At 43.9% G+C, this 24262-nt stretch carries 20 protein-coding genes; all 20 read left to right on the top strand.

Translation table 11 applies throughout. The annotated features are described in order from the left end of the window. Window positions 1-54 precede the first annotated feature (54 nt). Window positions 55-573: a type VI secretion system contractile sheath small subunit gene (gene tssB, locus PCIT_RS11990; RefSeq protein WP_010366767.1), complete on the top strand. Its 519-nt coding sequence runs from the start codon at window positions 55-57 to the stop codon at window positions 571-573. 15 nt (window positions 574-588) lie between these two features. Further along, complete coding sequence (tssC, locus tag PCIT_RS11985) at window positions 589-2115, top strand: type VI secretion system contractile sheath large subunit (RefSeq protein WP_010366765.1); 1527 nt, start codon at window positions 589-591, stop codon at window positions 2113-2115. A gap of 123 nt (window positions 2116-2238) precedes the next feature. Then, window positions 2239-2718, top strand: a complete 480-nt coding sequence (locus PCIT_RS11980; protein ID WP_010366763.1) for a hypothetical protein — start codon at window positions 2239-2241, stop codon at window positions 2716-2718. A 151-nt stretch (window positions 2719-2869) separates the two neighbouring features. Continuing rightward, window positions 2870-3355 carry an Hcp family type VI secretion system effector gene (locus PCIT_RS11975; protein ID WP_010366761.1) on the top strand — a complete coding sequence of 162 codons (486 nt, stop codon included), beginning with the start codon at window positions 2870-2872 and terminating at the stop codon, window positions 3353-3355. Between the two features lie 73 nt (window positions 3356-3428). Next, a complete protein-coding gene (gene tssE, locus PCIT_RS11970) occupies window positions 3429-3830 on the top strand; it encodes a type VI secretion system baseplate subunit TssE (RefSeq protein ID WP_010366759.1) in 402 nt (133 codons plus the stop codon). 13 nt (window positions 3831-3843) lie between these two features. Then, window positions 3844-5556: a type VI secretion system baseplate subunit TssF gene (tssF, locus tag PCIT_RS11965; protein WP_010366757.1), complete on the top strand. Its 1713-nt coding sequence runs from the start codon at window positions 3844-3846 to the stop codon at window positions 5554-5556. Beyond that, complete coding sequence (locus tag PCIT_RS11960) at window positions 5553-6548, top strand: type VI secretion system baseplate subunit TssG (protein ID WP_010366755.1); 996 nt, start codon at window positions 5553-5555, stop codon at window positions 6546-6548. Before tssF ends, PCIT_RS11960 begins: the two co-directional genes overlap by 4 nt. Next, entirely contained in the window at window positions 6548-9265 is a 2718-nt protein-coding gene (tssH, locus tag PCIT_RS11955) for a type VI secretion system ATPase TssH (protein WP_010366753.1), read from the top strand. Before PCIT_RS11960 ends, tssH begins: the two co-directional genes overlap by 1 nt. A 25-nt stretch (window positions 9266-9290) precedes the next feature. Next, window positions 9291-11318 (top strand): type VI secretion system Vgr family protein, encoded by a 2028-nt coding sequence (locus PCIT_RS11950; protein ID WP_010366751.1) that lies wholly within the window; start codon window positions 9291-9293, stop codon window positions 11316-11318. 16 nt (window positions 11319-11334) lie between these two features. Then, window positions 11335-11775: a hypothetical protein gene (locus tag PCIT_RS11945; RefSeq protein ID WP_010366749.1), complete on the top strand. Its 441-nt coding sequence runs from the start codon at window positions 11335-11337 to the stop codon at window positions 11773-11775. 54 nt (window positions 11776-11829) lie between these two features. Next, window positions 11830-12966 (top strand): hypothetical protein, encoded by a 1137-nt coding sequence (locus PCIT_RS11940; RefSeq protein WP_157592762.1) that lies wholly within the window; start codon window positions 11830-11832, stop codon window positions 12964-12966. Beyond that, window positions 12963-13994 (top strand): DUF2169 domain-containing protein, encoded by a 1032-nt coding sequence (locus tag PCIT_RS11935; RefSeq protein WP_010366745.1) that lies wholly within the window; start codon window positions 12963-12965, stop codon window positions 13992-13994. The genes PCIT_RS11940 and PCIT_RS11935 overlap by 4 nt, the downstream gene beginning before the upstream one ends. Continuing rightward, window positions 13991-14914, top strand: a complete 924-nt coding sequence (locus PCIT_RS11930; protein WP_010366743.1) for a hypothetical protein — start codon at window positions 13991-13993, stop codon at window positions 14912-14914. The genes PCIT_RS11935 and PCIT_RS11930 overlap by 4 nt, the downstream gene beginning before the upstream one ends. A gap of 3 nt (window positions 14915-14917) precedes the next feature. Beyond that, window positions 14918-15997, top strand: coding sequence for a DUF4150 domain-containing protein (locus PCIT_RS11925; protein ID WP_010366741.1), 1080 nt, complete (start codon window positions 14918-14920; stop codon window positions 15995-15997). A 3-nt stretch (window positions 15998-16000) separates the two neighbouring features. Beyond that, window positions 16001-19243, top strand: a complete 3243-nt coding sequence (locus tag PCIT_RS11920) for a hypothetical protein (protein ID WP_010366738.1) — start codon at window positions 16001-16003, stop codon at window positions 19241-19243. Continuing rightward, window positions 19240-20247: a hypothetical protein gene (locus tag PCIT_RS11915; protein ID WP_192992803.1), complete on the top strand. Its 1008-nt coding sequence runs from the start codon at window positions 19240-19242 to the stop codon at window positions 20245-20247. Before PCIT_RS11920 ends, PCIT_RS11915 begins: the two co-directional genes overlap by 4 nt. 92 nt (window positions 20248-20339) lie before the next feature. Beyond that, window positions 20340-21557 (top strand): hypothetical protein, encoded by a 1218-nt coding sequence (locus tag PCIT_RS11910; RefSeq protein WP_238348021.1) that lies wholly within the window; start codon window positions 20340-20342, stop codon window positions 21555-21557. Between the two features lie 87 nt (window positions 21558-21644). Next, a complete protein-coding gene (locus PCIT_RS11905; protein ID WP_192992802.1) occupies window positions 21645-22655 on the top strand; it encodes a hypothetical protein in 1011 nt (336 codons plus the stop codon). A 93-nt stretch (window positions 22656-22748) separates the two neighbouring features. After that, the gene (locus PCIT_RS11900) at window positions 22749-23477 is read left to right on the top strand and encodes a hypothetical protein (RefSeq protein WP_192992801.1); all 729 of its coding nucleotides are present in this window, start codon (window positions 22749-22751) and stop codon (window positions 23475-23477) included. 31 nt (window positions 23478-23508) lie between these two features. Beyond that, window positions 23509-24262 (top strand): hypothetical protein (locus PCIT_RS11895; RefSeq protein ID WP_192992800.1); only part of this gene is annotated, 754 nt, incomplete at its 3' end.

Here is a 24262-nt window from a genome sequence, read left to right as displayed (position 1 = left end):
CGGTTGACGCTGTGACAGTTGGCTTACTTAACACAACTAAGCAAAGGAATAAGCATGTCAGACACATTTCAAAAAGAGATCCCAAGAGCACGCATTAATATTGCATTGGAGTTAGACACCGACGGCGCGACACAAAAAAGTGAATTGCCATTAAAAATGTTGGTGGTTGGAGATTATTCAAATGGTAAAAATGATCAAGAACTTGCAGAGCGTGAGCGGGTTGCTATCAATAAAAATAATATCGAACAAGTTTTGAAAGACATGTCTCCAAAAGCACAATTTCAGGTTAAAAATAAAATCCAAGGGGAAGGGGAAATTGGCGTAAATTTAACGTTTGATTCGTTTAAAGCATTTGACCCAGAAAGTGTGGCTTCTCAGGTGCCTGAACTGAATAAAATGATGTCGATGCGTAATTTGTTGCGAGATCTTAAATCTAACCTTTTAGATAACTCAACATTGCGTAAAGAGCTTGAGCGAGTATTGCAAAATCAACCAGAGCTCAATCAACTTAAAACGCGCTTAGATGAGATAGCGCCGTTAGCGTCGGACCTAGACAAACAACCAGAACAATAGAAAAAGGAATTTATCATGTCGATGCATGAAGAACTAAATGTGGCAGGGAAAGTCGAGCAAACAATCGCAACTTCAACGTATGAAACAATTTGTGGACTAGTGGACATCAAGCCAGTTGATGAAGAGATCAGTTTAGACACGTTTCGTGATGCAGGTAATTTAGCAGAAACCAACGCCAATGAGCGCCTGACTGCAGCCATTAATGTATTTTTAGATATGGCAGGCAGCAGTGATGTTGAAGTATCTCGAATTGATAAGCTGTTACTTGATGAGTATATCGCAAAAGTTGATCGAATTATTTCGACGCAGTTGGACGAGATTTTACATCATGCCAATTTCCAAAAAGTCGAATCTGCTTGGCGCTCATTACGCTATTTGATAAACCGTTCGCCCAACAATGCCAATGTGAAATTAGAAATGCTTGATGTTGATAAAGAAACATTGCGCGATGATTTTGAAGAAGCACCTGATACGACGCAGTCAGCACTGTATAAACATGTATACACTGCTGAATATGACACCCCTGGTGGCGAACCCATTTCTACCATGGTATCTAACTTTGAGTTTGACTGCTCCGCACCAGACATTTCTCTTTTGCAAGAGATATCTCGAGTCTCAGCAGCGGCACATTGCCCGTTTATGGGCAGTGTAGGGCCTAAGTTTTTCTTAAAAGATTCACTAGAAGAAGTGTCAAAAATACAAGATCTTGGCTCATATATGGAACGGGCGGAGTTCTTACGCTGGAAGAACTTTAGAGAGTCTGAAGATGCCCGCTATATCGGTTTGGCATTTCCACGCTTTTTAATGCGTTTGCCATATGGCGATATGAATCCGATCCGCAATTTCAACTATCAAGAAGATGTGAGTTGTGAGCACCATGAGCGTTATTTGTGGGGCAATGCAACGTTTGCATTTGCAGCCAATATTATTGGTAGTTTTCACGACAATGGATGGGCCGTTAATATTCGCGGGCCACAATCAGGGGGGCGGGTTGATAATTTACCACTGCATTCTTTTGAAGCCGGCAGAGGCTCAGAAACCAAGATCCCAACTGAAGTTTTGATCTCAGAAACCAAAGAACTGGAGTTTGCTAATCAGGGGTTTATACCATTAAGTTATTATAAAAACTCTGATTTTGCGTGTTTCTTCTCGGCGAATAGTGCGCAAAAGCCGCAAATATTCGAAACCCCAGAGGCGTCAGCGAATGCGCGGATCAATTCAAGGTTACCGTATATTTTCTTGGTGTCACGTATTGCACATTACCTGAAAGTTATTCAGCGTGAAAATATTGGTTCAAGTAAGCCACGTCACGAACTTGAGCAGCAATTGAATGACTGGCTAGGCGCATTGGTTACAAAAATGAACAACCCAGATGAATCTCTGATTGCTACACACCCACTCAAAGACGCCAAAGTAACGGTATCAGAAATACCAGGCAATCCAGGTTATTACCGTGTAAACACCTACGTGGTTCCGCACTTTCAAGTGGAAGGTATTGATGTGCGTTTAGCACTCGTAGGACAGATGCCCGGGGAAAAATGACTGCCTGATGTCACTCCTGTAAAACGGATTTAACGACAGTTTTAGGTGTTAGTTTGAAACTGTAAGTAAAAAATTGCCCCAAGTTGGTTGCAGCCAACTTGGGAGATTAAAAGGAGTTTAAAAATGATCTGTCTATTTAGTTTGCTTTTGGCTTATACCAACGCAGTAGCCAGTGATAATAAAGTGTTTTTTGCAAAGCAAAAGCTACAGGTAGCAACAGTCGCATTTGAAAAACAAATGGACAAATGCTTTTCAAATGCGAAGAAAATAAGCAGCGCTGAATTACAAATTGATGAGATCAGCTTAGAAATGACAAAGACCGCTATTGATTATATGCATTATTCTGCGCTGAGTACTTGTATGAAAATTCAGTACGAAGGTTTTTTAAAAGCAGCTTATTTTTACAAAGCAGTTACGCCAAGTAAAAGGATGAGTGATATCGATAGCTTTGTTTCAAGTACTTGGGTATCTGAATTAGACGCAGAGTATAAATTTAAGCAATTACCTAAAAGTGTACAGCAATATTTCGAAAAGTTAGCTGTTTTGCAAACTCCATTTGACGCGATGTCGCTAATACTAGAGCTAGATAATCCGTCTTTGTAAAGAATTGCCCCAAGTTGGTTGCAGCCAACTTGGGACATGTTTCCCCATGGCATAAAGCGTAGGGCTTTTTGGGGAGCAGACCGCGACGTTAATGCAGTCTGCAATATGCCAATTTTAGGAAACAAACTTATTTTAAAAGGAGAATAAAGAAATGGCAATTCCAGCGTATATGTGGTTAAAGGATGACCAAGGCAATGACGTTAAAGGTTCTGTAACTGTTGCAGAACGTGAGGGTTCGATTGAGATCCTTCACTTTGATCATGAATTGCGTATTCCTACGGACAACGACACTGGTGAACTAACAGGTACTCGTAAACACGAACCATTTGTGATCACTAAGGCTGTTGATGCATCAACCCCTTATTTATATAAGGCGTGCTCAAACGGTCAAACGTTAAAGCAACTGGAACTCAAATGGTACCGTATCGATGATACAGGTACTGAACGCGAGTATTTCTGCCATAAATTAGAAGACGTAAAAATTACCTCTATCTCGCCTTCAATGCATAACGTAAAAGATTTGGATAAAGAGCGTTACCCACATCTTGAAACAGTATGTATGCGTTATAAGCGTATTACGTGGACTTACCTTGATGGAAATATCGAATTCTCTGACTCTTGGACAGAAGGTCGATAATTTTCAGCATTAAGTAATGCAATAGGGGCTGTGCAAATAGCCCCTATTTATTGACTCACAAGGGTTGTTTTTCATGGCTTTATTTGATTTTTTGTCGCAACCGGCGCGACGCCAAGTTCGCCTCGATCCTATTGAATATGAAGCAAAAAGTGTGGTTCATCACCTTACACAGCTATTGAATGCACGCAGAGGCGTGTTAAAGCATTTGAGTGATTACGGATTACCAGATGTAGAAGACATTTACGAAGGTTTGCCTTATTCACAACATGAATTGGCGAACGAAGTTAAGCAATTGATTGAAAAGTACGAGCCTAGAGTGACCAGCGCACTGGTTATTCCTGTTGATATAAAAGAAGAAAACTGCGTGATACGGTTTGATATTACGGCATATTTAAAAAATGGAAATACGATTCACTTGAATACACGTTTTGCATCTGGTGGAAAAGCCAACATAAACACTATGAAAAAACGGTAATTTTGGAGTAATAATGCAGCAATATTTTGATGCCCAAATGAGGCTATTAACACAAGCAGGTAAACAATTTGCTCAGCATTACCCTGAGCATGCCAGCATGTTAAATATTGACGCACTAAAAGACAGAGATCCTCACATTGAAAGGTTGCTTGAAGGTGTCGCGTATTTAACAGCTTATACGCAAAAGCGTCTGGATGAGAGTTTGCCAGAAGTATCGGAGCAGGTGTTAAGGCAACTGTGCCCCATACTGCTTAGTTATTACCCTTCTACGTGTATTTTGCAGTTTTCTCCTAAATTGATGATGCAGACAAACATTGATATTGCGCGTGGAATGACGGTGAGTTCGCAGTCTAATTCAGTCAACGCCATGCAATGCCATTTTACCACCACTGAATTGACTTCACTGGTACCCTTACAAGTGACTGGCGTCTCGTATAAAGATGCCCATAACGGGGCGCAAATTCGGATCAGATTAGCGTGGCGATGCCAAGGTGAAACCGCAGACTATCACTTAAATAATTTGCGATTTTACTTGCAAGGCGATACACCATTATGCAGCTGTCTGTTCCACTTTTTGACAACGGCGCATACGCCAGTGACGTTAGATTTTGGGCCGAATCAAACTCAATATAACCGTAAATTAGCAGCGAAACAGTGCAACGCAGAATTTATGAACCAAACGGGTGCGGTGTTACCCACTGCAGAAAAGTCTCACCCGGGATACGCGTTATTATTAGATTACTTTAATGCCAAAGACCGCAGCTATTTTGTCAATTTTACTGGTTTAAAAGGTATTGAGCTTCCTGAAGACGTCAATGAGTTTGAGTTGGTGTTTCATAATGATATTAAGCTGCCGCCAGGGCATAAACTGTCGGAGCAAAACATTGTATTAAATTGTGCATTGGCAGTGAACTTATTTGAGCACCAAAGTACCCCAATGCAAACCGAGCCCAATCGAACCGACTATATGGTCACACCCGAAGATAACCACGACAGTCATATATACTGCTTTTCAGTCAATGATGTCACAGCACGCAATGCACATACCGGGCAAGAATATAAATATACGTCGCGGTATAACAGTGTTTATCAAGAAGAAAAGCGGCTATTTTCACTTGTACAAAGGCAAGTCGGCGCGCCTTTTCCAAGCTTTTATTTACAATTACCCTTTACTGATTGCTTAGAAACTTTGTCGGTAGATATGACGGCATTCAATGGCGGTTGGCCGAGGCAGTTGTTACAAGAGGGCGATATCAATAAGGGCAGGCATGATATGCCCAATGTGGTCGATGTACAAAATATAACGCGACCGAGCCAATTTTTACCTTGCCCTGAGCAAGAAAAGCACTGGCAACTAATTAGCTTGTTAAACATCAAGTTTTCGCAGTTAACACAGTCGGTTGAACTGCGAAAAATATTGGCTTTGTTTGATTGGTCATCAAGACTAGAAAACCGCAATCGTATTGACAGCCTTCAAGCAATTCATATTCAGCCTATGAGCATTGTAAAGCGCGGTATTTTTGTCAAAGGGCTTGAAGTGCACTTACATGTTGATGAAACTAAATTTGTGTGCGCGTCAGATGCCTATCATTTTTGCACCTTATTACATCACTTTTTTATTTTATATGCGCCTCTTAATGAGTGTGTACAGACCAGAGTGACTTGTTTACCTAGTTATCATGAATGGGTATGGGAGATAGAACCAGGCAAGAGTGCGCAAGTATGATGTTGCATGATAAGCCATTCTCTCCTCATTGGGCAAAATTACCTGAGCCTATTGCGCAATTACTCAATGAACCTTGGCGGTTCAGTTTGTTTAAAGCGATGGGGCTACTTGAGCAGCACTGGGCAATTAATGGTGAAGTCCAGCAAGGTGTTAGCCAGCGCGTTAAATTTAAATCATTTAAAGAGCTAGGCTTTCCTGCAACCGATGTAAGAGCCTGTTACTTAGACCCTGATGGCAGCGGTACGATAGTCTTAGAGTCAGCATTTTTGGGGTTATATGGCGTCGATGCACCCATGCCCCATTATGTGTTAGAGCAAGCCGCGAATGATGAAGAAGTCGGACAATGTACCCGTGTGTTTTTAGACATGTTTAATCATGTATTGTATTGCCAAATTTACCAAGCATGGAAAAAATCACAATTGACAATGTCAGGCATTGGTTCAAATCAATTCGATGACATAATGAATGCGGTACTGGCAAAGCAAAGTCAAGGTAGAGTGCAAACGGGTATAGCAAGTTTGAAACAAACCAGTGCCGCGGGGCTAACGCAATTATTAAAAGCGGAGCTAGCGATTAGTTGTATTGAAATAGACGATACACGGGCAACATGGCATACCATTTTGCAGCCAAGTAAAATTGGAGATCCGATGGGATCTGTGCTTGGAGACAATATGGTGTTAGGCAAACAAGCGCTGGCAACTGGCACCGTGTTGTTCATAGAGCTTGGGCCTATGTCGGCGAAAAGTGCGCAGCCATTTTACCCTAACGAACATCAAGGTCAGTTACTGGCTCGCTTACTGCAATCACAATTACCACATGACTTAACATGGCAAGTCATGATCACAACCATAGAGCAGCCTATTCAAGGGTGCATACTCGGGCAGCCACAGTACTTAGGTAAAAGTACCTGTTTAGGTCAAGTGGTTGAACGCATACAGAAATACGAATTTACGCAGCAACAATATTTAGACTCAATAGATAAGGAATCATAATGGATGCTAAAGGTATTAAGCAACTCATCGACAAACTCAATGGCCATACCGCTGCTGCGCTTGAGTCGGCAGCAGGTTTTGCTAGTAGTCGCAGCCACTTTGAAGTGCTGCCCGAGCACTTACTCATTAAACTCATGGAAGAAGGCAGTAACGGTGACTTAGAGCGAATATTTCATTACTTTGGCATTGATCAAGATGCACTTTGGCATCAAGCCCTAGAATTTTTAGCGCGTCAAAGTGCGGGCAATCAAAGTAAACCGGTTTTGTCTCGTCGTTTATATGAGTTGCTAGAAAAGTCGTGGCTGGTCAGTAATGTTAAGCACCAAAGTGAGTGGATCACGGGTGCTGCATTGCTTGACGCTTTGGTTGAGTTGCAACCTTATAGCCCTGCAGTGGCACTTGCGCCGTTGCTAGATAAGTTAGACAAGGCATTTTTGGCTGAGCACGTCGATAAAATATGTGAAGGGTCTTGTGAGCGGTTTACACAAACAACAGGGCCCCATAGTGTAACAAAACGGGCAGATAAACAGACTCAGCAAGCAAATGGCAGTGCATTGACTGAGTTTTGCGAAGACTTAACCACAAAAGCAGAACAAGGTGATATCGACCCCGTGTTAGGGCGTAATGATGAGATCCGCATGCTAATTGATGTGTTGTGTCGACGTCGTAAAAACAACCCCATTTTAGTGGGGGATCCTGGGGTGGGTAAAACCGCAGTAGTTGAGGGGCTAGCATCGCGTATTATTGCCGGCCAAGTGCCAGAAGAATTGCAGCAAGTACGCTTAATGATTTTAGATATGGGGCTGCTACAAGCTGGGGCTGGCGTTAAAGGCGAGTTTGAGCGTCGTTTAAAGCAAGTTATTGACGACGTTAAAAGCGCAGTAACCCCCATCATTATGTTTATTGACGAAGCGCATACTTTAATCGGGGCTGGTGGAGATGCCGGCATGAGTGATGCTGCAAATCTTTTAAAGCCAGCTTTGGCGCGCGGGGAGCTTCGTACTGTGGCCGCGACCACGTGGAGCGAATACAAAAAATATTTTGAGCGAGATGCTGCGCTTGAGCGCCGTTTTCAAGTTATTAAAGTGGATGAACCCACTGAACAGGCAGCAAAACTGATGCTCAGTGGCTTAAAAGACAAATACCAAACTCATCACAAGATCCAAATTACAGATCAAGCCATTGAAGCTGCGGTAAGTTTGTCAGCAAGGTATATCACGGGCCGACAATTACCGGATAAAGCCATAGATGTTTTAGATACCGCTGCTGCGAGGGTTCGCATGTCGATTGCAACAGAGCCTGCGGCCATTGAGTCTGAGCGAGAGCATATTCGGTACTTACAAAGCCGCATTAGCGCGATTAAAGCTGAAAAAGCACAAGGGCTCAGTAACGAAGAAACACATTTACACACATTAAACGTGGCGCTAGACGAGGCTGTAAAAAGGATCACCGAGCTTGAGTCTCAGCGGCAAAAACAGGTCAGTACGTTAGCACAAATTAACGCTCATCACGCGGGTGAACCAGGTACTGCAAATAGCTTACTGGCACTAAGAGAGACGCTCAAACAACACAACACTGAAGGCAATGGCTTATATGCCGAAGTTGACAGTGATGCGGTGGCGCAAATCATTTCTGAATGGACTGGGGTACCGGTTGGTTCGATGATCAAAGATCAAATTGATAATTTATTGCGGTTAGAACAGAGCATTGCTGAAGAGGTTATTGGGCAACAAGCGGGCCTACATAAAATTGCCCAAGCACTGCGCGTGAGTAAATCTGGCGTGAGCGCCAGCAATGGGCCATTGGGTGTATTCTTGCTTGCTGGACCATCAGGAGTAGGTAAGACTGAAACAGCCCATTGTTTGGCAGCCCACTTGTTTGGCGGAGAGAAATTTTTAACCACCATCAATATGAGTGAATATCAAGAAGCTCATACGGTGTCGCAACTCAAAGGATCTCCTCCGGGTTATGTGGGTTATGGCGAAGGGGGGGTGTTAACCGAAGCCGTTAGGCAGCGCCCTTATTCAGTGGTATTGCTAGATGAAGTCGAAAAAGCGCACCCAGATGTGATGAATTTATTTTACCAAGTGTTTGAGCGTGGTTTTATGCGTGACGGAGAAGGCCGAGAAATTGACTTTAGAAATACGGTCATCTTAATGACGTCCAATATTGGTTCACAACAGATCATCGATGCATGTACTCCTCCAGAAATCAATGAAGATGACTCGAATGAAGGTGAATGCAGTGAAATAAATGAGGCACTTAACGGACATACGACTGGCTTGTCGAGTTTGGACTCGCAGTGGCAGTTACCGAGCTTAAATCAGTTAAACAGCGTCATCAAAACACAGTTACTTCAGCACTTTGCACCTGCGTTATTGGCGCGCATGCAAGTCATACCGTATTTTCCCCTTGATGAGAAAGCACTCACACATATCGTCGGCTTAAAACTCCAAGCCGTAGCTAAACGCATTGCATTGCATCATCAAATTCAAATGCGGGTTGACCAGCAAGTGCTCGCGCAACTTGCGACCCAATGTCAAATGTCAGATAGTGGAGCTCGTATGGTTCATGCGGTTATTGAACAGCAGATTTTACCCGGTATTGCTAAGTCTATATTAGGTTATATCGCGCAAGATGATATGCCCGATGTTTTGACACTCACCTTAGATGATGATCAGCAAATATCTGCCATATTTGCGGATAATTCAGAGTAATTAATCTAGTTAAAAGGACTTTGCAATGGGAATTTCAGCAGCTGATCGGCTTAAAGCGAATCAAAGCCACTTCTTTGCTCAGATAAGTGGTGTGCCTGATGGGGTATTTAAGGTTATCGGGTTTGATTCAAATAATGATGCGTTGTGCGAAGACTACGCATTTAATATTAAAATACTCAGTATTGATGCCATTGAAGCCAGTACCGTGATAGGGAAAGACATAACACTAGAGCTGGTGTGGTCTACTACTAACCGCAGTATGTCAGGTATTGTGACGCATTATACCGCGCATGGTAAAAGTCATCAGGGTTACCATTATACGCTGCGCCTCGGTTCATATTTAACGCTGCTAAAACATCGCAGATCAAACCGAGTATTTACCCAAATGACGCCCGCTGCAATCATTCAAACCGTATTGCAAAAAGCCGGCTTCCCTATGTCTAAAGCACAAATTAATGTTTCTGGCGCAACGCTTGATATGGTCGTGCAATATGATGAAAGTGACTTTGATTTTTTATCGAGGTTAATGCGCCGCTATGGCTATGTTTATGGGTTTATTGAAGCAAATATAGGGGAGTGTAAGTTACTTATCGCCAAAGACAGTGCAAGTTTTGCAAATAGCTGTCAAAGCGTCAACCTAAGTTATGTCGCCCCTTCGGGTCAGGTACGCAGCACAGAAACTATTTTTGCATTTAGTCAAAAGGCGCAGTTTATTACCGCAAATGTGTCGATGGACGATTACAATTATGAATCGCCGGGTAACTTGCAAGTAAGCACACGACAAACAAGCTCAATACCAAGTTGTGGCACTGACAGCCGCTACGGTGAAAACTATGCGTCAACTGAATCAGGTAAGGCCTTGGCACAGGTGCGTCAAAGTGCATTCGACTGCCAGCGTGAAACCATGATTGTTGATACAGACTGCCGCGCTTTGCGCCCTGGAGTAATATTAAATGTGCACGAGCATCCCCAATATGATGGCCGCTATTTGGTTGTACGCGTTGAACATGTGGGCGATCAAGGCGGCGGTGTTGAATACGGCACTCACGTTAAAAGCCTGACTTACAAAAACCAAGCTACGCTGGTGGCACTCAGTTGTGACTATAAAGCCATGCCTTTTGATCAAAGACGGGTATTTGCCACCTTTAATGCCGTTATAGAACAAGAGGTCGACGATAAAGGGCGGTATATTGTTAAGCTGCCATTTAATCAAGATGGTCAAGGGCAGCAAAGTAAGCCAACGCGATTAATACAGCCTTATGGGGGAGCTGGCCATGGTATGCACTTTGCGCTCAGTCAAGGTACAGAAGTGTTAGTGTGTGGTGAAAATGGAGACTTAGATCGCCCCGTTATTTTGGGGGCACTATATAATGAACACAGCCCCAGCCCAGTCACAAGCCAAAATCCGACGCAAAATAAGTTAACCACCCGTTCGGGGCACACCTTGTTAATGGATGATAAAGCCGGACAAGAAAAAATTGAACTTGCGACTCAAGATGGCAAAAACAAACTCACCTTAGATGCAAGTGCTGGTAGCCAATACGCGATACTACATTCAAGCGAAGGGGATGTGAAAGTGAGCGCAAAAGAGAAAATTCAACTCAGTGCACAAGATGATATTACGGCCACATCGGGTAAAAACATTAATGTGGCTGCAAAAGAGTCTGTACAAATGCAAAGTCGCGAAGGCAACGTAACGATACAAGCTGCAAAAGACTGCCAGATCAGCAGTGACGCCAATATTCGCTTGCAAGCTAATGAGGGCAATGTCTCAATTAATACCGATACAACGCTGGATGTAGCAGCAAAACAAGACATGAGGTTTTATAGCGCTGACGGCAATATCGTATTTGAAGCGGGTAAAGGAGACATCAGTATTAGTAGTGGAAAAAACCTCTCTATTTTTGGCGATGGCACTGGCTCTATTCAGCTAAGTCAAGGGGGCGGCAGTATTGAAATAGACGCGGCAGGAAACCTAACCATCGATGCCAAAAACCTGACCCTCAGTGCAACCAATATTGCAATTAAAGGCAGTGCAATTAGTAACAATTAATCATCAAGGAACCATGATGTCAGCAGATGTAATCTCATTAGAGTCAAGCAATACAGCCGCTCAGCATGCACACATAGTCGCGAGAGTCGATCAGCACGATGAACTTGGCAAAGTGCGCACAGTGATATGTGAACAGTTCACATCGTCACTGACTATATGTGCTCAGCTAGACAGTGTCAGTCGCTGTGAAAGTGGCGAAAGGGTGCTTATACAGCATACGGATATTGGTTGGCTGGTGGTGGGTAAGTTATTAAACCCAGCACATGCACCCGCTGCGTATATTCAAGACCGCAATGGGCATGTCATGTTGCAGGCCCAGCAGTCAATATCGTTATGCACTGACAAAGGCAGTGTAGAGGTATTCGCTGATGGGACCTTAGTGCTTGAAGGAACCCAAATTAATGCCCTGAGCGAACAAGACTTTACGCTGGCTGGCTGGCCGATAAGGCTGAATTAAACCATGTTCGATTCTGTGTATAAACTTGCGCAACATCAGCAAAGGTTGACCATTTTGACGAAGCAACATAAGCGCCTTCAAGCACAAGGGGTTTATGGTGTTTATCGTATGCATCATCTAGAAGTGGCTTTACTTAATCACCTTTATACCGTGTGTGATGTGCCAACACATACTCCGCATGTGTTGGCGGGTATGTCATTATCACAATTGGCAGATGCTGGGTGGAAGGCCTGCTTTACGCTGTTAACTGGCCACCCTGACGAGGCAGCCATTTATCATTTGATAGCCTGTTACGACTTGATAACCGAAGAAATAGCAGACAGCCACGTCTTTGAAGCCCATAGCGCAATTGAAAGCCAAGCACATATGGCACTGTTAAACTGTCGGCCAGTACATTGGCAATCGCGTTTTGATGATGCACTGTTAGCACGCTTATTTACCTTACCCGAACACTATAATCGCGCCTTTAAACAGCGAGTGCTGAGCCAGCCGTTAACTGACTCGCAGGCAATGAGTTGCTTACAAAGTGGATGTTTTGACATGCAATTTAGCGCGTTGTTAAATGGATATTGCCAAAGTGCAGCTTGGTTTGCAGAGCAGCTTTTTGCCGTGTTTTCACGCAGTAATGATGAGCAAATTAAAGCCCGGTTATTGTGCCTAGCTGGGCTCACCGGTGACGAGCGTTGGCATGAACCGTGTGAGCTATTTTGTGCGCAACACCCACAGTATAGCGTTGAAGTACTGAGTCACTTTCAACATAAAACGGCACTTTTGATGATCATCAAACTTATGGGCAAAGCCCATGTCGCAACGCAAGCGTATCAGGCATGGCAATGCTTAACCAATAAACCGCTACCACAAGTTCCTTTGTTGGCCGCAGTTGAGCCACACAATATAAACGCACTGCAAACCAGCCAATTGCAGCAAGCAAAAATGCGGCCAAATTTAGATGCTGCTGAACATGAACGGCAACGTTTGGCGCTAATAAAGGGGGGTTGCGTGCTCAACGGCGTGAGTTATTCACCAGACAACGCATTAACCGCCTTAGCCGATTTGGCAGGGATATATGTACAGCGAGCAGCGTTGAAACAATTTAGTTTGCCTGCTGCGGCTATGTTGTATTACGACCCGCTGAGCGCTTGGCAATGGCGTCAAATCAGTAGTGACAACACGGCAGGAATGGCACAATGATCCACAATCAAACCGCTTGGCAGGTTGAAACCTTTGACGGCTGGACGCAAACCAATGAAGCGGCCACGTTTATTGTGCTTAAGCAAAGCTTTGAGTTTGACAATACTGGAGCCTACAGTGAAAAAATACCGAGCTTGCCGCTTGTTGCAGCAGATGAATATGTTGCTGAGCCGGCCACCAGTAGTTTACGCCAAGCCTGTGAGTTGGTGCCATTTAAACAAGGGTTTGAAGTATATGGCGTACTAAAAAGCTATTTACCCGCGCACAAGCAAGCACGGGTATTAGAAGTTGAATTGGCATTATCGACCGAGCATGCGCCACTGTTCAATAAACGTCTGCGAGTAACGGGGGCGCGGTATTGGCAGCGCACATTGTTTGGCCCAGTGGCCAGCGAGCCGCAACCACTGTCAACACTGACGCTCGATTATGGCGTAACGTTTGGCGGCTACCGCAAAGACAAAGCCACCCAGTGCTTATTAGAAAACCCCGCAGGTAGAGGGTACAAACTTAAAAACAAACAGTCGTATAACCAAGCATTGGTGCAGGTAGAGTATGCCAATACTGTGCAACGTAAGCCAAGCCAAAGCGCACCGGTGGCCAGCTTTGGGCCCATCCCAAGTCATTGGGCTCCCCGTGTTCAGTATGTGCCACAGGTTGATCAAGCCGCGTTACTGGCGAGCGAATACCCCTTTAGTGAGCCTCAACCTGCACAGTTGTACAATTATGCCCCCTTAGATCAACGTGTACTGGCCAAGTATGCAGCCAATTGGCAGTTAAAGTTAACGGGCTTATGTGCTCAATTGCCTTATGGTGAGCAGGTTACGCTGCATTTACCATATACCACCCCTAATGTGGTTTTACACACGGGGCTTAACCGCTATCCGCTTACTTTGTGCTGCGACACATTGGTGTTAGACACCGACGAGCAAAGCTTTTCACTGATTTGGCGTGCAGCCATTGATAAACACTCATTGGGTGTAAATAGCCAAGTGTGGGTAACTGATCCACACGGTGAGGAAAAATCATGACGACATTGAGTTATATCGCCCATGTTAATGTAACAGGGACTGCCTTGAGTGCATTATACAGCGCTGTACAAAACGCCATGTTATTTGCTAAACCTTCTGCCACGTATATTCGTTATGATGATAGCTTAGACGCGCCGTATATTGTGGCAGAGCTTGCGCCTTTACAAGGGCTAGGGCGTGCCAGTCGAATTGTCCAGATGCTGTCGTTTTTGTGTGATAGCATTGAATTCTCACCACTCATTGAAGGTAAAAGCCGCTTTGGTTTAGAGTGCATAACTCATATTCATTTTGTGCTGCCGTGTGATGATACTGGGCAACCCGTAGTAGACATATCCGCATTGGAGCAGTTACTGCTTAGCTATTTACCCAAGCAACAGCTTAGCGTGACCCAAAGTAGTAGCCTATCACTGGCACAGTTACCAGAAAACGCGCTCATTATGGCCGCTGACTCATGTGTGGGTGCCGACGTTGCCACATTGCCTGTATTTGAACAAGCATTACAAGTGGTTGATGGCCCTGTTGGAATAACCTTATCAGAAGGGGCATGTGCGTTTTTAAACTCACCCCTAACAACGCCTAACCATACCATAAAATATGAGTTATATAATGGTACGTTAGCGCAGCAACTCGTGCAAAGTGGTGCTAAAAGTACCGATCAGTTTATTTTTATCGGGCAAATGTCAGAGCGTTGGCTAAAGCAATGGTATGGACAAAGCCATGCACTGTATCAGGCCGATGAGCCAGTGATCCAATTGACCGATATGAGTAACACCCTAGGTTATGTCGAACAAGCCCAAAGTCTAATGGGATTAACCTACGCGCATGCTACATTACAATGCCCGCTCTACCGCGCCCCGCAGGTCTGGCTGGTTAACAATGTACCCACACCCAGCCTCATCAAAGTTTCAAGGAGTGACTAGACGATGACCTATATTAATGCAAGTGTTGGCGAGCAGCCAAACACCGTGCAATATGACAAAGATGCTATGACCGCGGATGTGCGCTCTGGTGGCTCGCAAACATGGCGCACAAATAACCCCACATTACTGGGTTTAACACACTGCGCTCGTCAAAACGGTGCTTTGGGGCAGGTGGGCGGGGTTGCTATTTTTGACGATAAAAGCGCTGGAGAAGCGGCTTTTATGGCAGAACTACAGCGGCCAAAATACCAAGGGTTGAGCTATGGTGAGTTAGTTTTTGAATTTTTACCGGATCATGTTATTGCGCCCCCAGTTTGGAATGAACAAGACAATGAGCCCCAATTACCATGGCAAGACCCAGAAACCGGTATGGACGTTAATATGCCCATATCCAGCCCCCGAGATTTTTTAGATTTTGTAGCGAGCAAATTGGGGTGGCAACAAGGCAGTGAACAAGAACTTAAAAAAGACACAACACAAGAACAAGCGCAAGTTAATACCGTAAGTGGTGATAACTTATTGATCAATGGTAAAACGGCGGTTCATGTAAATAGCGGCGGCAAAGTCACCACGGTTGATGTGTGTAATACCACCATACCCATGGTAGGAGTGGTGCCGATCCCGTATGCCAATGTGGCCAAAGCCGAAGATTTAACCGATGTTGCAGAGTCAGTTAAAATTGCAGGTAATGGCACCGCACATATTAGGTGCACCTTTAGTGAAAGCAAAGGCGACTCACCAGGCGACAAAAAAGGCATTGTCAGCAGCACCGTTGAGAAAAAAGCCGAATTTATCAGTGCCTCGTTTAATGTGTTAGTCGAAGGCAAGCCGGCGGTTAGGCAAGGCGATTTAATGATCTCTAATAATAAAAATACTCCGCCATCCCCGTTATCTCAACCTGGAGGGGCAAAGCCTAGCCCGCTGACGATTGAATTACGCGAGGCAGCCGATTTAAAAACAGATCACATTCAAGCTGGGTTCACCGTCACGCGGGGATCATCAACAACGTCACTCGACCAAGGTGGGTTTGAGTTACGCCAAGGTGCTTTTGTTACACAGCAAAAAGTAGATAAGGGAGTATAACGTATGGCACAGCAATACATTTTTCGTACTGCTTTGGCAAGTATTGATCAACAATGTGCTATTGACTACAAATTGAATGGCCTTGATGGGTTTTCGCTGTCGATCCCATTTGGCTTTGTGTTACCTGAATTAGCTTCTGCACAACAAAGTGAGCAGCAACTGCCACACTTTGTGTCGGTCACTCCGTGTGTATTTACAGAACCAACCCTTGATAAAGCGCAGGCAGGTGCCCCAGAGTACATTGCCATGTTTAAAGAGCAAGATACCTTACTCGAAGGCCAAGCCATTGGGTATTATTACGTATTTTTAAATGGCTTTTTATGGCGTGAAGTGGCGGCCTTGGCCAATGGCGTACTCAGTGAGGTTGATTTAGCCAAGTATCACGATCACGACTTTAGAGCACATTCAGGCCAGCACGTCACAGAGCTTAAGTTACCGGTAAAAGGGCGTGGGTTGTTAGGCCAAGCAAACGATTCATTATCCACGGCATGTATAGAAATTGCGTTTTCTCGGGTGCAATGGTCATGGCAGTATATTTTTTCCTTGGGTAATATGCACCAGCAAGACCCTCGCTTACGCGCAACAGGCCTCACTAGTGGATGCCCCGACGCAGGCAAAGCTGCGCAGTACCGTGCTGAGCGTATGCAAAAGCTGGCGTTAGACAAAGCACCCAATTGGTCAAATATCGAGAACATGGCCATTAAAAATGACACGATTAGGGTTTATGTGCACGATATTTTAGGCATTGCCCAGCTGCAAAAAATTGACGCAGTATATAGTCTAAACCGCTTGGCAGAGCAACAAAGAACATTGCAAGACAACCCGCTTTATAAGTCGGCCTTACTCGCGCATCAGACCTATTTTAACGAGGCGCTGTGGGAATATGACTTAGTACCCATGGCACGGGGCAGAGACAACATACAGTTTAAGCGCAATGATAGCGCAAGTAATGACGCCCGAGAGGTAGGTGAAGAGCTAAGTGCACAAAAATTACAGCACTGTTTACTCGGTGATGACATTGGCACGCTCACCACGTTAATTGAAGATTACCTAAGGGCTAAGCAATGCTTTTTAGATTTACACCAATTGCAGTGCAGTGCCAAGGAGCAAGGGTTAGCACAATTATGCCGCGATAATAGCGTGCAGGCACCGGGCAGCTGGTTGGCCCTGATGCGCGACTTTGCCACCTTACCTGCGGTTGCCTATCCGTATGCCTTTGAATTTTGTTATGATCAACTTTTAACGTTATTTATGCCCAATGAAGTGATCCCCATTTTTTTGCCGGCATTACCCAATAAATCGCATAAAAAAAACCTCATAAAAAAGCTAAACGCCCTGTACGACCAAGGTAAAAGTTACACGCAAACATTAAATAATGATAAAACAAGTTGGTTAAATGTTTTATTTATGGCCGACGAAGCCTTATTTGGTGATGATTTAACACAGCAAGCATTTAATGAAGAACATATATCACAACAACTGGGGGCGTTTGACCCACGCAAGTGGACGTTCGAGGCACGCAGTAATACCGCACACTCGGTGATAATGCCGGCATTATTTATTGAACTACGTATGCTGCAAACCATAGAAAAGGGCTTTTCTGAAACCATCACCTATTGGCAGCGGGTGTTTAAAGAGCGAACCTTTCATGAAGAAGCCAGCGAGTTATTTTATACACGGGTAGGGGCATTGGCCAAAAGTATGAACCCCAGTGCACTTTCAAGTATTACCTTGTGTGATTTTGATAAAATACCCCGAGGTTTTATTGCCATTAGCGGGCCTTATGTTTCGCACCCCATGGTAAAAAACATCACCAGTAAAAAAGGCCGAGATGCGTTTAAAAGGGCGCTTAAAGCGGTAAATAGCGGTAAAGCGCCCAATGCGAATCAGCTCATTACTCTGGCCCGTGAAATGCACATGAAAATTAACCCGCTTGGTGCCCAAAATAGCCAACCAAACAGCGGCAGTACTCACCCCTATATGGCCAAACAAGTACGGGCTGAATTAACACAAATGCTCACTGAAGTGCGTGATTTAGCAGGCACATTTAAAGACGTAAGGCGCTCTGGCGGTAAAGTGTTTATTATTCCAGAAACAGAAGTACCCCCTGATATTATTGAAGATCATAACCGCCTATTAAGCCCCGGTTCGCCAAAGGTACTTAAGATCTCTAATTTTAAAAAGTACTTTTTTGCCACAAAAAAATTCAGCTCGGTCCCACTACTGGGCTTAACCACGCTCACGGCGTTTTATTGTTATGGCGAGTATGACAAAGAGTTTGGCGGGCGTTCTGGTTTGTATAAAGGGTTGAAACATACGGCAGTTATCGGCAGTGTTATTGCAGGCATTGGAGCTGTGTGGGAGAACTATGCCGTATCGGCAAAAAATCACCCGTTAACAGCAACAAGGGCACACTCAGTTGCGAAGAAGGTTACCGAGTTTGCAAAAGAAGAAGCCAAGTTTACATATTTGAGAACCTTTGGCGGCGCTGTCGGGGCATTGATGGGGGGGATACAAATTGCCGATGGCTTGCATATGATCAATCACACAGATCGCGATGCCGGGGTAATGAATATAATGGCAGGCTCACTGGGTATGGCATCGGCCATTTGGGGAGCGGTATTTGTCAGCTTTGGCCCCATTGGCTGGGCGCTCTTTTTAGGCAGTATGGCGTTGTCTGTAGGGGCTGTCTTACTCGTTGACTCAGAGGCCGAAAAGTGGGTGAAACTCGGCCCATTTGCCAAAGCCCCAAACCTTATCAGTAAAGGCATAAACTGGGTATTTGACCCAAGCACTGAAGAGCAGGCGCTCAAACTACGATTTAAACAGCCAACCCCCTATTACCACTTTATTGTTGGGGTGTTATTTTCCCCCCAAGTGCGCGTGTCTCATGTGGGGGGGCAGCAATACCTAGTTGAGGTGAGTTTACCTGATTTTGTTAAAGGCCAATCTGAGCTTGAACTGCAAGTGCAGTATCAACTAAACAACCCCTTACGGGCGGTAAGTGGGCAACCCATAGCAAGCCCTACTTGGCACAGCGCAGGCATTAGCGGCACACAAGAATACGACGCGCATTACAGCCCTCAAGGGCAGCTACAAAAAGCCATTTACACCATCAATATACAGTTCGCAAACCCACGACACTTATTGACAATTGCCCAGGTGCGAGCAACCCCAATTTTACGCTACAGCCCCGAGCTAACATTACCCATTAAATACAATCAAGAAGTAAAGGAGAAAGCATGAGTCTGCCATATTTAGGGGGTAAGTTACCTAAAAAAACCAAATTTAATCATTTTTTTGAAACGAAATTAGATATGGAATTCCATGACCAATTTAAAGGTTTATGTTTATTTTATCATTGGTATAAAATTGACAAATTCGGTTTTACGAACAACCGGCAAAGGTTTATAACAAAAAGCTGTGGTGATAACCCATGGCGGATATTGTTCTTAGGCCCTATGTTTTTAGGAGCAGTGGGTACATTGGTACTGATAATTAGTATCTTGTCATTGCCACTGTACGAAGAGGGGGAAGCATTTCCTTGGTGGGTTTGGTATACCGTTATACTTTGGAATGTTACTTTTCTAAATTTACTCCCTGTCTTTAGACGCATTGTACCACCAAACTTGGCTTACTTTGACAGAAAGACCCGTAAAGTGGGGTATACCTTTGATATTCCTGGCTGCACTGAACGGGATGAGTTTGGTAATTGTTGTTGTTTTCCATGGCGAGAAATTGAATGTAATGTAGCGAAAATAACCACCAGTCAGCATGGTGCGCAGGCGTATGCGCCGTTTATTTCTCATGAGCACAGTTTCTTTCAGTATAAAAACACCGAAATGACCATCGTCGTGACAGAAAACGCCCAAGACCCGATTTATTGCCTGCTGTTTTGGGAGGAGTTAGTGCGGTTTATGGACAATAAAAAGCCATTACCAGATGTGCCGAGTTATGAAGCAGTGAGGCATTTAGACCCAGTAACAGCCGAATATGATGCGGCCCAAGCAAAAGCAGGCAACCCGCGCCCTGAGGTGTATTGGCGTGATATGAGCTTTGATCAGCAAGAAGAAATATACAAAGAGTTACTAGAAGAATGCTTTGAGCTTGATTGGTTTAACCTAGCACCCAGAGATGAAATTACAGCTCCTTGGCAGCGCTGGACACCTAAGCCCGAGCTCAAAGACACACTCAATTGGAAGTATAAAGCCAAACGCTTAGGGTTACAGTTAGGTATGGGTTTACCATAGCGGATCATAATGAACCACAACATCAAGCGCCATATGAATACAAGTAAAACAAGCGTCGCAATAAAGCGTTAAACAAAGGTTAAGGAGTAACCATGAGTCAGCCATATTTAGGGGGGAAGTTACCCAAAAAAACCAAATTTAATCATTTTTTTGATGCTAAAATTGATTCATCACTTCGAGATAAATTTCATGGTTTATGTTTTTCATATCCTTGGTTGCGAAGGGGCAAGCACGGCTTTACTCAAAACCCACAAAGGTTCATAACAGAATCCTGTGGCGATGATCCTTGGCGGATACTGTTCTTAGGCCCAATGTTTTTGGGCGTAGGGGGGAAGTTACCCAAAAAAACCAAATTTAATCATTTTTTTGATGCTAAAATTGATTCATCACTTCGAGATAAATTTCATGGTTTATGTTTTTCATATCCTTGGTTGCGAAACGACAAGCACGGCTTTACTCAAAACCCACAAAGGTTCATAACAGAATCCTGTGGCGATGATCCTTGGCGGATACTGTTCTTAGGCCCAATGTTTTTGGGAGCCGTGGGTACATTGGTACTGATAATTAGTATCTTGTCATTGCCACTGTACGAAGAGGGGGAAGCATTTCCTTGGTGGGTTTGGTATACCGTTATACTTTGGAATGTTACTTTTCTAAATTTACTCCCTGTCTTTAGACGCATTGTACCACCAAACTTGGCTTACTTTGACAGAAAGACCCGCAAAGTTGGGTATACCTTTGATATTCCGGGCTGCACTGAACGGGATGAGTTTGGTAATTGCTGTATTCCATGGCGAGACATAAAGTGCGCAGCTGCTAAAGTAACCACCAGTCAGCACGGTGCCCAAGCGTTTATTCCCATTGTGTCGCATGAGCGTGGCTTTGAGTTTCCAAAATCAAAAATGAAAATCGTCGTAACAGAAAACGCCCAAGACCCGATTTATTGTTTGCTGTTTTGGGAGGAATTAGTGCGGTTTATGGACAATAAAAAGCCACTACCAGATGTGCCGCGTTATGAAGCTCTGAGGCATTTAGACCCAGTAACTGCCGAGTATGACGTCGCCCAAGCAAAAGCAGGCAACCCGCGCCCTGAGGTGTATTGGCGCGATATGAGCTTTGATCAGCAACAAGAAATATACAAAGAGTTGCTAGAAGAATGCTTTGAGCTTGATTGGTTTAATCTAGAACCCAGAGATGAAATTACAGCTCCTTGGCAGCGCTGGACACCTAAGCCCGAGCTCAAAGACACACTCAATTGGAAGTATAAAGCCAAACGCTTAGGGTTACAGTTAGGTATGGGTTTACCATAGCGGATCATAATGAACCACAAAGCGCCAGAACGAATACAAATAAAAAAGCGTCGTAATAAAGCGATAAACAAAGGTTAAGGAGTAACCATGAGTCTGCCATATTTAGGGGGTAAGTTACCTAAAAAAACCAAATTTAATCATTTTTTTGAAACGAAATTAGATATGGAATTTCATGATCAATTTAAAGGTTTATGTTTATTTTATCATTGGTATAAAATTGACAAATTCGGCTTTACTCAAAACCCACAAAGGTTCATAACAGAATCCTGTGGCGATGATCCATGGCGAATACTGGTCTTAGGCCCTATGTTTTTAGGAGCCATGGGAAGTTTACTTATTGTGATCAGTATATTTTCACAACTATTACCTTCAGATATAGAAGGTGAGACCTTCCCCTGGTGGATCTGGTACACCACCATTATTTGGAATGTGACCTTTTTAAATATGTTGCCTGTTTTTAAGCGAATTGCACCAGCAAACTTGGCTTACTTTGACAGAAAGACCCGTAAAGTAGGATATACCTTTGATATTCCGGGCTGCACTGAACGGGATGAGTTTGGTAATTGCTGTTTTCCATGGCGAGAAATTGAATGTAATGTGGCAAAAATAACTACCAGTCAGCATGGTGCGCAGGCGTATGCGCCGTTTATTTCTCATGAGCACAGTTTCTTTCAGTATAAAAACACCGAAATGACCATCGTCGTGACAGAAAACGCCCAAGACCCGATTTATTGTTTGCTGTTTTGGGAGGAGTTAGTGCGGTTTATGGACAATAAAAAGCCATTACCAGATGTGCCGCGTTATGAAGCGGTGAGGCATTTAGACCCAGTAACTGCCGAGTATGACGCCGGCCAAGCAAAAGCAGGCAACCCGCGCCCTGAGGTGTATTGGCGCGATATGAGCTTTGATCAGCAACAAGAAATATACAAAGAGTTGCTAGAAGAATGCTTTGAGCTTGATTGGTTTAATCTAGAACCCAGAGATGAAATTACAGCTCCTTGGCAGCGCTGGACACCTAAACCCGAGCTCAAAGACACACTCAATTGGAAGTATAAAGCCAAGCGATTAGGGTTACAGTTAGGTATGGGTTTACCATAGCGGATCATAATGAACCACAACATCAAGCGCCATGATGAATACAAGTAAAACAAGCGTCGCAATAAAGCGTTAAACAAAGGTTAAGGAGTAACCATGAGTCTGCCATATTTAGGGGGCAAACTACCTAAAAAAACCAAATTTAATCATTTTTTTGATTCTAAAACAGATTCTATCTTAAGGGGTCAGTTTAATGGGCTGTGTATAACGTACAAATACTTTAAGCAAGGCAAGCATTCGTTTACTGGAAATCCACAGCGCTTTGAATGCCACTCCTGTGGTGACGATCCATGGCGTATATTATTCTTAGGGCCTATTATTTTAGGTTGGGTAGGAAGCCTATGGGTTGGGATATGTTTTTTATCTTTACCCTTTCATGAACCTGACGAAGTGTTCCCATGGTGGATTATTTGGACTGTACTTATCTGGAATGTATCAATCCTTAACCTGATGCCAGTGATCCATAGATTTGCCCCAGCAAACCTCGCTTACTTTGACAGAAAGACCCGCAAAGTGGGCTATACCTTTGATGTTCCGGGCTGCACTGAACGGGATGAGTTTGGTAATTGTTGTTTTCCATGGCGAGAAATTGAATGTAATGTAGCGAAAATAACCACCAGTCAGCATGGTGCGCAGGCGTATGCGCCGTTTATTTCTCATGAGCACAGTTTCTTTCAGTATAAAAACACCGAAATGACCATCGTCGTGACAGAAAACGCCCAAGACCCGATTTATTGTTTGCTGTTTTGGGAGGGATTAGTGCGATTTATGGACAATAAAAAGCCACAAAGCGCCAGAACGAATACAAATAAAAAAGCGTCGTAATAAAGCGATAAACAAAGGTTAAGGAGCAACCATGAGTCTGCCATATTTAGGGGGTAAGTTACCTAAAAAAACCAAATTTAATCATTTTTTTTCACCGAAAACAGATATGGAATTTCGTGATCAATTTAAAGGTTTATGTTTATTTTATCACTGGTATAAAATTGACAAATTTGGTATCACGAACAACCGACAAAGGTTTATAACAAAAAGCTGTGGCGATGATCCATGGCGAATACTGGTCTTAGGCCCAATGTTTTTGGGCGCTATGGGGACATTCTGGGTAGCTATTAATACAGTCACACTCCCTTTTTATGGAGAGGGTGAACTTTATCCTTGGTGGACATTATGGTTAGTATTGATTTGGAATGTGACCTTTTTAAATTTATTACCTGTGTTTAGCCGCTTTGCACCAGCAAACCTCGCTTATTTTGACAGAAAGACCCGTAAAGTGGGGTATACCTTTGACATTCCGGGCTGCACTGAACGGGATGAGTTTGGTAATTGCTGTTTCCCATGGCGAGAAATTGAATGTAATGTAGCGAAAATAACCACCAGTCAGCATGGTGCGCAGGCGTATGCGCCGTTTATTTCTCATGAGCACAGTTTCTTTCAGTATAAAAACACCGAAATGACCATCGTCGTGACAGAAAACGCCCAAGACCCGATTTATTGCCTGCTGTTTTGGGAGGAATTAGTGCGGTTTATGGACAATAAAAAGCCACTACCAGATGTGCCGCGTTATGAAGCAGTGAGGCATTTAGACCCAGTAACTGCCGAGTATGACG

Source organism: Pseudoalteromonas citrea (assembly GCF_000238375.3).
GTDB classification, from domain to species: domain Bacteria; phylum Pseudomonadota; class Gammaproteobacteria; order Enterobacterales; family Alteromonadaceae; genus Pseudoalteromonas; species Pseudoalteromonas citrea.
This window is presented reverse-complemented; position numbering and strand designations above follow the sequence as displayed.

What these genes read in the sequence shown, in the direction of transcription:
- tssB (WP_010366767.1), top strand. Translation starts at nt 55, where the DNA reads ATGTCAGACACATTTCAAAAAGAGATCCCAAGAGCACGCATTAATATT.
- tssC (WP_010366765.1), top strand. Translation starts at nt 589, where the DNA reads ATGTCGATGCATGAAGAACTAAATGTGGCAGGGAAAGTCGAGCAAACA.
- PCIT_RS11980 (WP_010366763.1), top strand. Translation starts at nt 2,239, where the DNA reads ATGATCTGTCTATTTAGTTTGCTTTTGGCTTATACCAACGCAGTAGCC.
- PCIT_RS11975 (WP_010366761.1), top strand. Translation starts at nt 2,870, where the DNA reads ATGGCAATTCCAGCGTATATGTGGTTAAAGGATGACCAAGGCAATGAC.
- tssE (WP_010366759.1), top strand. Translation starts at nt 3,429, where the DNA reads ATGGCTTTATTTGATTTTTTGTCGCAACCGGCGCGACGCCAAGTTCGC.
- tssF (WP_010366757.1), top strand. Translation starts at nt 3,844, where the DNA reads ATGCAGCAATATTTTGATGCCCAAATGAGGCTATTAACACAAGCAGGT.
- PCIT_RS11960 (WP_010366755.1), top strand. Translation starts at nt 5,553, where the DNA reads ATGATGTTGCATGATAAGCCATTCTCTCCTCATTGGGCAAAATTACCT.
- tssH (WP_010366753.1), top strand. Translation starts at nt 6,548, where the DNA reads ATGGATGCTAAAGGTATTAAGCAACTCATCGACAAACTCAATGGCCAT.
- PCIT_RS11950 (WP_010366751.1), top strand. Translation starts at nt 9,291, where the DNA reads ATGGGAATTTCAGCAGCTGATCGGCTTAAAGCGAATCAAAGCCACTTC.
- PCIT_RS11945 (WP_010366749.1), top strand. Translation starts at nt 11,335, where the DNA reads ATGTCAGCAGATGTAATCTCATTAGAGTCAAGCAATACAGCCGCTCAG.
- PCIT_RS11935 (WP_010366745.1), top strand. Translation starts at nt 12,963, where the DNA reads ATGATCCACAATCAAACCGCTTGGCAGGTTGAAACCTTTGACGGCTGG.
- PCIT_RS11930 (WP_010366743.1), top strand. Translation starts at nt 13,991, where the DNA reads ATGACGACATTGAGTTATATCGCCCATGTTAATGTAACAGGGACTGCC.
- PCIT_RS11925 (WP_010366741.1), top strand. Translation starts at nt 14,918, where the DNA reads ATGACCTATATTAATGCAAGTGTTGGCGAGCAGCCAAACACCGTGCAA.
- PCIT_RS11920 (WP_010366738.1), top strand. Translation starts at nt 16,001, where the DNA reads ATGGCACAGCAATACATTTTTCGTACTGCTTTGGCAAGTATTGATCAA.
- PCIT_RS11915 (WP_192992803.1), top strand. Translation starts at nt 19,240, where the DNA reads ATGAGTCTGCCATATTTAGGGGGTAAGTTACCTAAAAAAACCAAATTT.
- PCIT_RS11910 (WP_238348021.1), top strand. Translation starts at nt 20,340, where the DNA reads ATGAGTCAGCCATATTTAGGGGGGAAGTTACCCAAAAAAACCAAATTT.
- PCIT_RS11905 (WP_192992802.1), top strand. Translation starts at nt 21,645, where the DNA reads ATGAGTCTGCCATATTTAGGGGGTAAGTTACCTAAAAAAACCAAATTT.
- PCIT_RS11900 (WP_192992801.1), top strand. Translation starts at nt 22,749, where the DNA reads ATGAGTCTGCCATATTTAGGGGGCAAACTACCTAAAAAAACCAAATTT.